We start from the raw sequence: 11,802 nt of genomic DNA on the forward strand, positions 1-11,802 counted from the left end.
TCCCACATTTGGACAGTGTTGCGTTCAGTTAGAAGGTGTAGTCCGCCGTCACGAAGAACGAGCGCGGCTCGCCCAGGATCCATTGCTGGCCGTCGTTGTATTGGCTGACGGCGTAAGTGCGGTCGAACAGGTTATTCAATTGCAGGCCCAATGTCGTGTTGCGCATGGCTTTCCATGAAACGCTGGCGTCGACCACGGTGTAGCTCGGCACTTCGCTGGTGTTGGCGGTGTTGGCGAAACGCGAGTCTACATAACGCACACCCGCACCGGCACGCACGTCGTCAGTGATGGCCTTGCTCAGCCACAGGTTGGCGGTGCGGCGCGGCACGTCGGTGGGGCGGTTGCCGTCGCGGGACACGGACTGGCCGTTGACCACTTCGGAGAAGTCGTCGTACTGCGCCCGCACGATCGCAGCGTTGGCTTGCAGTTGCCAGGCATCGGGCAGTTGCAGGTCGAGGCTGGCTTCCAGGCCGTTGGAGGATTGCTGGCCGACTTGTTCCTTGAGGGTGGTGCCTGGGATGCTCACCAACAGTTTCTTTTTGACGATGTGGTAGGCCGCCAGGGTCCATTCACCACGGGAATCCCAGAACGCCTGCTTGAGGCCGATCTCGGTTTGCTTGGCGGTGGACAGGCCGAACTGCTGCTGGCTCGGGCTCAGGGTGATCAGGCTGCCGACGCCGTCGGTGCTGGTGGCGTACTGGCCGTAGACCGAGGTGTCCGGGGTGATCGCGTAGACCAGGCCGGCTTTCCAGTTGTTGCCGGTAAAGGTCTTGTTGGCGTCGCTGCCATCCACCAGGGAGTCACTGTCGATGTGCAGGTAATCGCGGCGCACGCCGGTGATCAGCGACAGTTTATCGGTCAGTTGCAGGCGGTTTTCGGCGAACGCAGCCAGCTGTTTGGTGGTGCTGACGGACTGCGGAATGAAGGGGCTGGCGCTTTCAAACGGCTGCGGTACCGGGTGGTTGATGTCCACCGGTTGGCCGGCGTTCGTCAGGTCATCGAACGGCGAGTTGCTGGCCAGGCGGAAGCGAATGCGGTTGTACTCCACCCCCGTCACCGTCTGGCTGTCGAGGCCGAACAGCGTGTGCTTGAAAGTGAAGGTCTGGCGGTCGCCCACCTGTTCCTGGTTGTGCTTGATGCCCAGGTAGCTCTGGCGCACCAGGCCGCCGTCGACGTAGTTGTAGCTCTCGGCGTTCTGCCAGCGCCGCTGGTTTTTCAGGTAGGACAGTTCGTTGGTGGCGGTGACGTTGTCGTTGATCTGCCACTCGCTGGTCAGGCGCGTCCACTGGTCGTTGTAGTGCTGGATATCGTTGCTGACGTTGTAGTTCTTGTCCCGCAGGCCCTTGTGCAACTGGCCGTTGATCAGCGGTGTGCCGTAGTCGTTTTGCGGGGTCTGGTCGCCGTAGTCGGAGGCCAGGGTGAAGCTCAGGTTATCCGCCGCCTGCCAGCGCAGGGCACCGCTGACGAAGTCGCTGCCGGACTCGCCGCGGTCGATGAAACCGTTGCTGCGCAGGCGGTTGATGTTCAGGCGATAGCTCAGGGTGTCGGTCAGCGAGCCGCCGCTGTCGAGGGCTTGCTGCTGGCGGTCATAAGAACCGTAGCCCAGGCGGATATGGTTTTCGATCTCGCCCTCGAAGGGTTTCTTCGCGATGGTGTTGATCACCGCGCCGGTGGCGCCCTGGCCGTACATCACCGAGGCCGGGCCGCGCAGTACGTCCACCCGCTCAACGGACCAGGTGTCCACCGGGAAGGTGGAAGTGCCCGCGCCATCGAACATGCGCGCGCCGTCGTACAACTGCAGCACCGAGCTCTGGCCGGTGAACCCGCGTGCCGACAACGAGGTACCACCGTCGCCCGGCGTGCCGGTGCGGCTGATGCCGGTGGCCCGGGAAATCGCGTCCTGCACCGTGGCATCGCCCCGTGCGCGAATCTGCTTGCCGGTCTGGCTTTCAACGCTGCCCGGGGTTTGCAGGGCCGTGAGGTTCAGGCGTGAACCTGCCGTGGTCGGGGTGTTCAGGTCGACGCGCTCGTCGTCGACAGCGGGGGCGGAGACGGCACTGGCGGGAAGCGTCAGGGCCTGGGCAGTGTTTTGCAGGGCGAGCAGGCACAGGCCGGACGCAAGGTACTTGTTCATCGGACGATAAATCGCTTCTTCGAGACGGTACTCGCCGCAGGGCGCGGCGAGTGGGGGAACGCATTAAGTGTTACAATATAACACTTTGTGCGGCGTGGGCGAAAGCCCGCGTAAGACTACATAACGCCTCTAGGTAGGGCATCTCGTCTGTTTCACGCTGAACCTGAGGCAGATTCACGTTGGCCAAACCACCGTGAAAGCACCAGGCGATCCAGTGCCCAGACCACGATCAGCGAGGCGCCCACCAGCGGAAAGACAATCGCCAGCCCGAGCATGATTACCATCGCGGTTTTCCATTTCGGCAGGTCATGGCGCAACGGTGGAACCCCCAGGCTGCCCTGTGGCCGACGCTTCCACCAGATCACCACACCGCTGACGGCGCTGAGCAGGATCATCAGGCAAATCAGCAGCACGATGATCTGATTGACCACGCCAAACATCTTGCCTTCGTGCAGCATCACGCCCGATTCGGTAACCCGCGCCACGCTGTTGTAGTGCTCCCAGCGCACATCGGCCAGGACCTTGCCGGAGTATTGGTCCACATGCAGGGTGGCGTCATTGCGCGGGTCGTTGGCGAACACCGCGAGGGTGAACACGCCTTCGGCAGTGGTGGGGAAGGTGATGCTGTAGCCGGGCTCGACCTTGCGTGAGTTGGCGAGGTCGACCACCTGTTGCAGGCGGATACTCGGGGCTGCCGGGCCCTGGCTCATGCCGGCGTGCTTCATGTGCTCGGCATGCTCGCCAGACATCGGCATCGGCGTGTTTTCCATGGCCCACGGCACGGTTTGTTGGCTCGCGGTGTTGAGGCTGCGGGCCTGCTGGTCGGACTGCGGCACGTTGTTCCACATGGCCGCCGGGAATTTATTCCACAGCTCGGCGTATTGCTTGCCCCAGAAGCCGGTCCAGGTCATGCCGCTGAGGAGCATCACCAGCAGGAACGCCGCGCCCCAGAAACCGGCGACCGCGTGCAGATCGCGCCAGAACAAGCGACCGCGGCTGCCCAGCCGCGGCCACAGAATGCCCGCCGCCGACTTGCCTCGCGGCCACCACAGATACGCGCCCGAAATCACCAGCATCACGCCCCAGCCGGCGGCCAGTTCCACCAGGCGATCACCGACGGTGCCGATCATCAACTCGCCATGCAGCGCGCGGGCGATGGCTTGCAGGTTGTACTTGGCGTCCTGTTCGCCGAGCACGGTGCCGCGATACGGGTCGACGAATACAGTCACTTCGCGCCCGTCGTTGTGCATCACGAATTGCGCGCTGCTGGTGGCGTCGGCAGGTGGCAGGTACTTGCTGATCTTGCCTTGTGGATAGGCAGCCTGGGCACGTTGCAGTTGCTCGTCGGCACTCAGCGCGTGTTCGGCGCTTTGCACGGTCAGCAGGTTGCCGTACATCAGCGGGTCGAGTTGGGGTTTGAACAGGTAGATGATGCCGGTCAGGGCCAGCAGCACCATGAACGGCGCGACAAACAGCCCGGCGTAGAAATGCCAGCGCCAGGCCAGGTTGTAGAAGGAAATCTTCGGTGGGTTCATCAGGGTGCTCCGCAAAGGCTTGGATTTTTTGTGTTATCGAGGACGCCATCGCGGGCAAGCCCGCTCCCACAAGGGAATGCATTGCAACTGTGGGAGCGGGCTTGCCTGCGATGCGCTTAGAAGCTCATGTCCACCTTGGTCCAGAGCGTGCGCCCCGGTTCCTTGATGGCTTGCGGGTCATTGGCCGGGTAGCCGAACCCGGCGTTGCCGGCCAGGTTCAAGTGCTCGGCGTACGCCTTGCCGAACAGGTTGTCGACGCCGGTGCTGACCTTAAAATTCTTGTTGATGCGATACGCCGCGTTCAGCGAGAACACGCCAAACCCCGAGCTTTTGTCGAAGTCCTTGCCCACCACGTTGCCCTTGTTCTGGTCGATGCGGTTTTGCGCCGCGACCACCCGCCACAAGGCGCCGGCGCTCCAGTCGTCCTGGCTGTAGGTGAGCCCGAAGCGCGCATCCAGCGGCGGGATCTGCGGCAGCGGTTTGCCGTCGCTGGTGTTCTTGCCCCAGGCGTAGGCGAAGGTGGCATCGGCCTTCCAGTTGGCGGTCAGCTTGTAGGCTGCGCCCAATTCACCGCCCATGATTCGCGCGTCCACATTGCGCGCCTGGGAGGTGGTGCCCATCATTCCCGGCTGGTAGTCGAACAGGATGAAATCACGCACCTGGCCGACGTAGCCCGAGGCCCAGGCATCGAGATCGGCGGATTTGTATTGCAGGCCAAAATCCAGCTGGGTGGTTTTTTCAGGCTTCACACCGTCGAAGGCATTCACGGTACCGACCGACCCGGTGTCGGGAGAAAACAGCTCCCAGTAATCAGGGAAACGCTCCGAATGCCCAAGTCCTGCGTACAGGGTGGCAGGGCTGTCCGCCAGATCGTGCTCGTAGCGCACAAAGCCCGACGGCAGCGTATCGGCGCGGGTTTTACCGGCGGTGGGGTTGGGGCTGCTCATCATCCCGGAGCTGATGGTTTGCCGGAAATCCTTGGCCGAGGCGCGGTCGACGCGGGCGCCGGTGATCAGGCGGTCGCGGTCGGCGGCGTACCAGGTCAGTTCGCCGAACACCCCGTAGTTGTGGAAGTTGGCGTCCTTGCTGCGGGGCAGGTCCTTGTAGGTGTCGACGCCCATGGCGCTGCGTTCGCGGTGTTCGTTGGTTTGTGCATCAATGCCGCTGATCAACTGCACATCGGCCCAGCGCCAGGTGGCCTTGATACGGGCGCCGAGGGTGCGGCGGTCGACGTTGGCCGCCATGGGCCCGGCCATCATCCCGGTGCCCGACGGGACGCGCAGGGTGTAGTTGTCCATCACGTGGTCGGCGTAGTTGTAGTAGACCTGCGCTTCGACCTTATCCAGCACCTCGCCGATGTTCGATTTCTCGAAGCGCAATCCGAGGCTCTCGCGCAAAAACTGCGAACCGTCCATGCCACGCCCGGCGTAGCGGGCTTCGCCATCGCCACGGCCGGCGGTGAGTTCCAGCAGGGTGTCGGCGTCCGGGGTCCAGCCCACGGCCACGTCGCCGTTCCACTTGTCGTAGCGCGAGGCGACGGTGTCGTTGTTGCCGTCCTTGTAGTCATCGGCGTGGGCCTGGTTGCCGATCACCCGCACATAACCCAGCGGCCCGCCGGCTGCTGCGTCGACGACTTTGTCGAAACGCCCGTTGGAGCCCGCCAGGATGCTGGCGTTGACCCGCGTGCCCAGCTCGCCGAATTGCTCAGGCTCGCGCTCGAACAGGACCGTGCCGGCTGAAGCGCCCGGACCCCAGAGCACGGTTTGCGGGCCTTTGATCACGGTGAGCTTGTCGTAGGTTTCCGGTGAGATATAGGAGGTGGGCGCATCCATCCGGCCGGGGCAGGCGCCGAGCATCATGCTGCCGTTGGTGAGGATGTTCAGACGTGAGCCGAACATGCCCCGCAGCACCGGGTCGCCGTTGGTGCCGCCGTTGCGCACCAGGGCGAAGCCGGGGATGGTCTTGAGGTAGTCGCCGCCATCGCTGGCGGGCACCGGTTGGCGCGGGTCTTTCGGGTTGGTGACGACGGTCAGTGGTGAGCTTGGGGCAATGGCGGTGATCACCGTCGGGCTCAGTTCGTTCTGGTCGGCAGGCTCGTCGGCGTGGACCTGAGGAACCAGCAGCGCGCCACACAGAACGGCGAAAACGGGAGTACATCCCAAACGGGTGTCAGCAGAAAACCTGGACATGAAAAATTCCATCATTCATTCGTAAACAACACGGCCAGCAGCCTGCGGCTGTCTGTCTAAAGTCGGCCGGGGTGAAGTAACGGTGTGAGGTGCTTACGCGATGATGGGCGGGGCGCGGCTGCGGGCGCCGGGGAACACGGTTTGCCGGGCATGGCCCAGGCGTGGGGCGGGGGTCAGGGCGTTGGCGGGCGGCGGGCTGCCGAGGGTGACAAACGACACGCTGCCAGGCAGCGCCGGGCAACTGAAGAGCAGGCTGCAATAGCCGCACTTTTCCCAGAGCACGTGGTGTTCGTCGGGTGCTTTGTGGTGATCGGTCGCAGGCTTGGCGTCGCCATGGCAGCTCGGCGCGTCCATGGACATTTCCATCGACATGCCGGCGTGATGATCCATCGGCATCGCTTGGGAAATCAGCGGACCGATAAAGATCATCAGCATGGCGAACAGGCTGATCCAGCTGCCGCGCATAAGGCCTACAGGCTTACGGCGGTGCGGGGACAACCTGGCGCGTGGGGCGCCCATCAAGGTTTATCTATTGGGCGTGCATGTGTTCGTGGCTGGCCATGGGCGGCTGCTTCTGCACTGACACTTCCACCTTCACTGGCCCGGCCTTTTCAAAGTTCAGGGTCAGCGGGAAATGCTGGCCGTCGCGCAAAACGCTGCGGTCCTTCAGGTCCAGCAGCATCACGTGGTAGGCCATGGGCGCGAACGCCAGGTCACCTTTGGCCGGCACCGCGACGCTGGTCACTTGCTGCATCTTCATCAGATCGCCCTGCATCACATGCTCATGCAGTTCGGCCTTGGCGGCCACGGGCGTGTCGACGCTGAGCAAGCGATCCGCATGCTCGCCCTGGTTATGAATCACGAAATACGCCGCGACGGTCGGCGCATTGGGCGGCAGTTCCTGGGACCAGGGTTCGCTGACCACCAGTTCGCCGACCTTGAAGTCTTCGGCATTGGCAGCAGCACACACCGGCAGCAACAACGCAGCCAGAAGCAGGGAAGATTTGAGCATGGCAGTTCTCCAGAACGGTTCTAAACGCAGTTCACTTGCGAAGAAATCAGACCGTTGGAGAGGCGCGGGGGTTAAGGCTCGGCCATTGCTGGCGCGGGGTGGGGGATTGCAATGACGGCGGCGGCAGGTCTTGCACCGCGTCGAATCTTGCGAAATACAGTGTTGGTGAATGCCCCGGCAGCGCCACTAATGGCGCCGAGCCCGAGCAGCACCAGCAATGCTGCATGGTGGAGTGATCGTCTTGCTGCGGCGCCGGAATCTCCAGCTTGCCCAGGGCAATGGCCGTCAGCTTGTTGGCATTGGAGGAGCAGAAACTGCCCCAAAGCAATTGCTTGACCGGGTCATCCGCCTGCTGCATCGCGCTCGCCATCGGCATGGCAAACGCATTGAACAGCACTGCAAGGCAGGCTATCCAGGCAATTGCAAAGCGTTGACGGGCCATGGCGGACAATCCGTAGGGTTAAGCGATCAGGTGGGTATTTAGCCTGATCGGGGAGGATAAGTAAAAAGGGGCGGTGTGGTTTGGTGTCGCAGTGCTATCAACCAGCTGTGGCGTGCAGCTTCAGGCCGAGCGCTTTCATGACCTTCATGATAGTCGCGAACTCGGGATTGCCAGTGCTGGAGAGGGCTTTATATAAACTTTCGCGTCCGAGGCCTGCGTCGCGGGCTACTTGAGTCATGCCTTGGGCGCGGGCGATGTTGTTGAGGGCTGAACGAATAAGCAGTCCGTCACCGGCATCCTCCTCGAAGCACGCTTCAAGATACTCGGCCATATCTTCAGGAGTCTTGAGGTGTTCCGCTATGTCGAAGTCTGTAAATTCAGTCATGGCTTACTCCTTTTTTTCAAAGTCTGCTGCAATTTGCTTAGCGCGCTGGATATCGCGTTTCTGCGTTGATTTATCGCCGCCTATCAACAACAGGTAAACCACCTCCTCTCTACGAGTGAAATAAACCCGGTATCCAGGACCGTAGTGGATGCGCATTTCCGAAACGCCATTTCCTACTGTCTCACAGTCTCCGAAGTTGCCTGATTGTGCGTTATTCAACCTTGCCAGTACGCGTGCACGGGCCGGTTTATTGTTTAACGAATCAAGCCACTCCAGGAAATGCTTGGATTTCTTGAAGTGAATCATCTTGGATCGTATTCCTTGGGATACAGAATGACAAGTCACGATGCTCCGCAAAAGCAGTGCATCCCCATCGCAGACTCTGGTGCAAAACTGCGGGAGGGGAGCTTAGGGCGAGGGCTTTTGGCTGAACCAGCCGGCTGGTTCGGAGGGGGGTGTAAGGCGAATCAGTTTTTAAAGCGAGGTTGTCAAAAGGATGTCGATGATTGAGGCGCTTTCCTACGAGGTCATTGCACCTTGCGATACAGGCGACTCGGTCTTCCTGCTGGAACGAGGTGATGCTATCGCAGGCAAGCCAGCTCCCACAGTTTGGATTGTGTTCGATTCGAATGTGGAGGCCCTCCACAGAAATTTCCGACAGTGATTGGCGGTTGTCCTTGGGAAACTCAATCTCTAGTCTCCGAACACCACTGCAAACTCAGTGGTCGGGCGTCGCGGCCCGGATCCTATAGGCGCTAAGCGCCATCGTCTGCTTTCAGTTGACGCTTTTTTATCGTCTACTGTGCGGCGCTATGGTGGCTGTGCGCGGGATACCTTCGGGTATGCCGGGTTGCCTAGGGACCGGTCCGCGAACCTGCGCACAGCTGCCACCTTCCATCGCGTCGCGGCGATCAGTGGCAGCTTCACATCCCTTAGGAGCTTCACAATGATTAAACCTACCCCCAATCCCCCCTTTCGGCTGTTCACCGTAGCCGACGGAATCAGCACCGAAGACCTGTTGGTCAACCTCATTGAAACACTCGCCTCGGCCAATGCGCTGAGTTGCGACTTGGCGTTTAGCCTGGAAGGATCGAAGCGAGAGGAGTTGTTGGGCGTCGCTCAGTTGATCGAGCTGGCGGAGTTACTGGCTGATCGGGTGCACGAAGGTGGCGGAAAACGCATTTAACACTTCGATGATCGATCGTTCCTGCGCTGATGTGTGGGAATGATCCCGTGAGACGCCTTTAAACGTCCCAGCTTGCTTCCCGTATGTGATTAAAGTTCACGACATCTACGCTGTGCTGATGAGCAAATCCAGCGACTCTTAGGTCATCTGTCAAAACTAGATAATTATCTTTGGCTGCACAGATAATACCGACGTCGGTAAGTCCGTAGGGCGACAGCTCATAATCGCAACTTATATCAAGAGCAGGGCAGTGAATCTCAATGACTGTCGATAATGATTTTTTTAATGTTGCGTAGAAGTCGTGTAGCTTGCTCCCATAAAGCCCGTTTGTAAGGTTGCTGACTTCCGCAAGTATATGAGGAGTTGAAATAAGCTTTTCGAATTGATCAATCACGTTAAGCAGAAGTTTGTAATCTTTGGCGGTGTACCCGCTTGTTCTTTTGAAGCCTGCAATACTGGGTGTGCCTCCGATCAGTACCAAGAGCAGAAGGTTGGTGTCGACTATGATTCCTTTTCTTCGATATTGCCGGATATATGTTTCGATCATACTTCGCGGATCTTCATGGAGCGGAACTCGCCAGTCTCCGAGTCAATGAAGAATATTTTATATTTTCTTGCGTACATTTGTCCCGCTAAAGATGCGCCTAATCGTTGATATTTATCAGGGGCTGGAACATTGAAGCCAAGTGTTATTGCCCACGTTTTGTCGCCTGGGTTTAACTCGACTTCCTCAAGCATCAAGTCCTGAAGCACTGTTTCCTGGCCGAGAAAGTCATTGGCTGCTGCCTTGGCAACTTGCACGGCTTCTTTGACGTCTATCATGTCAGCTCCTGAATAGAATTGAGTCTGGCTTGAACTGTTTCTGGAGTGTAGCAGTTCATGTTGTGGATTCATCGCCGTCCCTTTAGTCACAAATAGAGTTGATAGAGGTGGGCGATGATCCTGATCTATCGAATGAAATCTGCCAATAACTCGATTGTTTCTGCGGGCGACAAAAGCTCCTGATCCACCGCCACCAACACCGGCCGCCTCAACACCAACACCGGCACCCCCCGCTCCCGTGCCACTTCCAGCTTCGGCTCGGTAGCCGTGCTGCCGCTGTTCTTGCTGATCAGCACATCAATTTGCCGTCGCTCAAACAATGCCCGCTCATCCTCGATCAAAAACGGCCCACGGGCGCCGATCACTTCGCAGCGTTCATTGCCGGGGTACACATCCAGTGCGCGCAACGTCCAGAACTGCTCGGCGGGGATTTCGTCGAGGTGTTGCAACGGTTCACGGCCCAGCGTGAACAGTGGTCGCTTGAAGGGTTTCAGAGCTTCAATCAACTCCGCCCAGTCACCGACTTCGCGCCAGTCATCATCCGCCTGTGGCTGCCACGCCGGGCGGCGCAGGGCCCAGCAGGGAATGCCACACACACCCGCAGCACGGGCGGCATTGGCGCTGATCTGTGCGGCATACGGATGGGTCGCGTCCAGCACCAGCTCGATACCTTCATCGCGAATGAACTGCGCCAAACCTTCCGCGCCGCCATAGCCACCGACGCGCACCTGGCACGTAAGGTCGGTGGGAACGCGGCCAACACCCGCCAGGCTGTAGATATGTTCGGGCCCCAGTGTGCGGGCGATGGCCAGGGCTTCCGTCACGCCGCCCAACAGCAGGATGCGTTTCATAGCGGCTTGATCACTTCCAGCAGGGTGATCGGCAGCGCCTGGCGCCAGGTATCAAAGCCCCCCAGTGGCTGGGCCTGGGCCACATGAATGCGGGTCAGCTCGCCGCCGTGTTGTTCGCGCCAGGCCATCAGGGTCATTTCACTTTGCAGGGTCACGGCGTTGGCCACCAGCCGGCCGCCCGGGCGCAGGTGTTGCCAGCAAGTGTCGAGCACGCCGTCGCGGGTGACGCCGCCGCCGATGAAGATGGCGTCCGGCGCTTCCAGCCCGTTCAGGGCGTGGGGCGCGGTGCCGCGAATCAGTTGCAGGCCGGGGACGCCAAGGGCATCACGGTTATGTTCGATCAACAGTTGCCGGCCTTCATCGGCCTCGATGGCCAGGGCGCGGCAGCTGGGGTGGGCGCGCATCCATTCGATCCCGATGGAGCCGCTGCCCGCGCCCACGTCCCACAGCAGTTCACCGGGCATCGGCGCGAGGCGGGCGAGGGTCATGGCGCGCACGTCGCGCTTGGTCAGTTGGCCGTCGTGCCTGAAGGCCGAGTCCGGCAGCCCTGCCAGGCGTGACAGGCGCGCTGTGTTGGCGTCGGCCACGCAGTCGATGGCCAGCAGATTCAACGCGGCAATCGGTTCGCCAGGCCAATCCCGGGCGATGCCGTCGATGCGGCGCTCATCCGGCCCGCCGAGGTGTTCAAACACACTCAGGCGACTTGCGCCAAACCCGCGCTCGGCCAATTGTGTGGCAATCGCCGCCGGGCTCTGGCCGTCATTGCTCAGCACCAGCAAACGCACGCCGCTGGCCAGATGCGCATTCAGCGCCGCCATCGGCCGGGCAACCACCGACAGCGTCACTACCTCTTGCAACGGCCAGCCCAGACGCGCCGCCGCCAGGGACACGGAAGAGGGCGCCGGCAGAATCAGCAGCTCATCGGCCGGCACCTGCCGCGCCAGGCTCGCACCCACGCCATAGAACATCGGGTCGCCGCTGGCCAGCACGCACACCGCTTCACCACGCCTGGCCAGCACCGGCTCCAGGGAAAACGGGCTGGGCCACACCTGGCGTTCGCCACGGATGCACACCGGCAACAAGTCCAGCTGGCGTTGCCCGCCAATAATGCGCGAGGCGCGCAACAGGGCGTGCCGGGCGTTTCTGCCCAGGCCCTTGAAGCCGTCTTCACCGATGCCTACTACCGTCAGCCAGGGCGACATATGAATTCCTTGAACGACATCCGACGGGCAGGCTTTTCATGCCG

General features: G+C 60.9%; 13 protein-coding genes. 1 reads left to right on the forward strand and 12 read right to left on the reverse strand.

Features of this window, described 5'->3' with window-relative positions; genetic code table 11:
- Window positions 1–28: 28 nt before the first annotated feature.
- The 8 genes from AC3WKX_RS20850 to AC3WKX_RS20885 form a co-directional block, all read right to left on the reverse strand.
- The gene (locus AC3WKX_RS20850; RefSeq protein WP_102605721.1) at window positions 29–2,134 is read right to left on the reverse strand and encodes a TonB-dependent receptor; all 2,106 of its coding nucleotides are present in this window, start codon (window positions 2,132–2,134) and stop codon (window positions 29–31) included.
- A gap of 152 nt (window positions 2,135–2,286) precedes the next feature.
- Window positions 2,287–3,669: a PepSY-associated TM helix domain-containing protein gene (locus AC3WKX_RS20855; protein ID WP_102605720.1), complete on the reverse strand. Its 1,383-nt coding sequence runs from the start codon at window positions 3,667–3,669 to the stop codon at window positions 2,287–2,289.
- 116 nt (window positions 3,670–3,785) lie between these two features.
- Window positions 3,786–5,858, reverse strand: a complete 2,073-nt coding sequence (locus AC3WKX_RS20860) for a TonB-dependent copper receptor (RefSeq protein ID WP_102605730.1) — start codon at window positions 5,856–5,858, stop codon at window positions 3,786–3,788.
- 93 nt (window positions 5,859–5,951) lie between these two features.
- Window positions 5,952–6,377 (reverse strand): DUF2946 domain-containing protein, encoded by a 426-nt coding sequence (locus tag AC3WKX_RS20865; protein ID WP_166742140.1) that lies wholly within the window; start codon window positions 6,375–6,377, stop codon window positions 5,952–5,954.
- 10 nt (window positions 6,378–6,387) lie between these two features.
- The gene (locus AC3WKX_RS20870) at window positions 6,388–6,870 is read right to left on the reverse strand and encodes a copper chaperone PCu(A)C (protein ID WP_102606170.1); all 483 of its coding nucleotides are present in this window, start codon (window positions 6,868–6,870) and stop codon (window positions 6,388–6,390) included.
- 46 nt (window positions 6,871–6,916) lie between these two features.
- The gene (locus tag AC3WKX_RS20875) at window positions 6,917–7,312 is read right to left on the reverse strand and encodes a DUF2946 domain-containing protein (protein ID WP_003217351.1); all 396 of its coding nucleotides are present in this window, start codon (window positions 7,310–7,312) and stop codon (window positions 6,917–6,919) included.
- 97 nt (window positions 7,313–7,409) lie between these two features.
- Window positions 7,410–7,697, reverse strand: a complete 288-nt coding sequence (locus AC3WKX_RS20880) for an addiction module antidote protein (protein ID WP_008439033.1) — start codon at window positions 7,695–7,697, stop codon at window positions 7,410–7,412.
- Between the two features lie 3 nt (window positions 7,698–7,700).
- Window positions 7,701–8,003, reverse strand: a complete 303-nt coding sequence (locus tag AC3WKX_RS20885; RefSeq protein ID WP_008439032.1) for a type II toxin-antitoxin system RelE/ParE family toxin — start codon at window positions 8,001–8,003, stop codon at window positions 7,701–7,703.
- 640 nt (window positions 8,004–8,643) lie between these two features.
- Here AC3WKX_RS20885 and AC3WKX_RS20890 point away from each other — a divergent pair.
- Window positions 8,644–8,883 (forward strand): DUF6124 family protein, encoded by a 240-nt coding sequence (locus AC3WKX_RS20890; protein ID WP_003217349.1) that lies wholly within the window; start codon window positions 8,644–8,646, stop codon window positions 8,881–8,883.
- Window positions 8,884–8,941: 58 nt separating this feature from the next.
- On the opposite strand, the gene AC3WKX_RS20895 is transcribed toward AC3WKX_RS20890, so the two are convergent.
- From AC3WKX_RS20895 to cbiE, 4 genes are all read right to left on the reverse strand, one after another.
- Window positions 8,942–9,430, reverse strand: coding sequence for a PIN domain-containing protein (locus tag AC3WKX_RS20895; RefSeq protein ID WP_102606171.1), 489 nt, complete (start codon window positions 9,428–9,430; stop codon window positions 8,942–8,944).
- The gene (locus AC3WKX_RS20900) at window positions 9,427–9,705 is read right to left on the reverse strand and encodes a hypothetical protein (RefSeq protein WP_102606172.1); all 279 of its coding nucleotides are present in this window, start codon (window positions 9,703–9,705) and stop codon (window positions 9,427–9,429) included. The genes AC3WKX_RS20895 and AC3WKX_RS20900 overlap by 4 nt, the downstream gene beginning before the upstream one ends.
- Before the next feature lie 125 nt (window positions 9,706–9,830).
- Window positions 9,831–10,556 carry a cobalt-precorrin-6A reductase gene (locus AC3WKX_RS20905; protein WP_008439030.1) on the reverse strand — a complete coding sequence of 242 codons (726 nt, stop codon included), beginning with the start codon at window positions 10,554–10,556 and terminating at the stop codon, window positions 9,831–9,833.
- Complete coding sequence (gene cbiE / locus AC3WKX_RS20910) at window positions 10,553–11,758, reverse strand: precorrin-6y C5,15-methyltransferase (decarboxylating) subunit CbiE (protein WP_102368009.1); 1,206 nt, start codon at window positions 11,756–11,758, stop codon at window positions 10,553–10,555. The genes AC3WKX_RS20905 and cbiE overlap by 4 nt, the downstream gene beginning before the upstream one ends.
- Window positions 11,759–11,802 lie beyond the last annotated feature (44 nt).

The sequence above is a fragment of the Pseudomonas sp. GP01-A4 genome, from assembly GCF_058780865.1.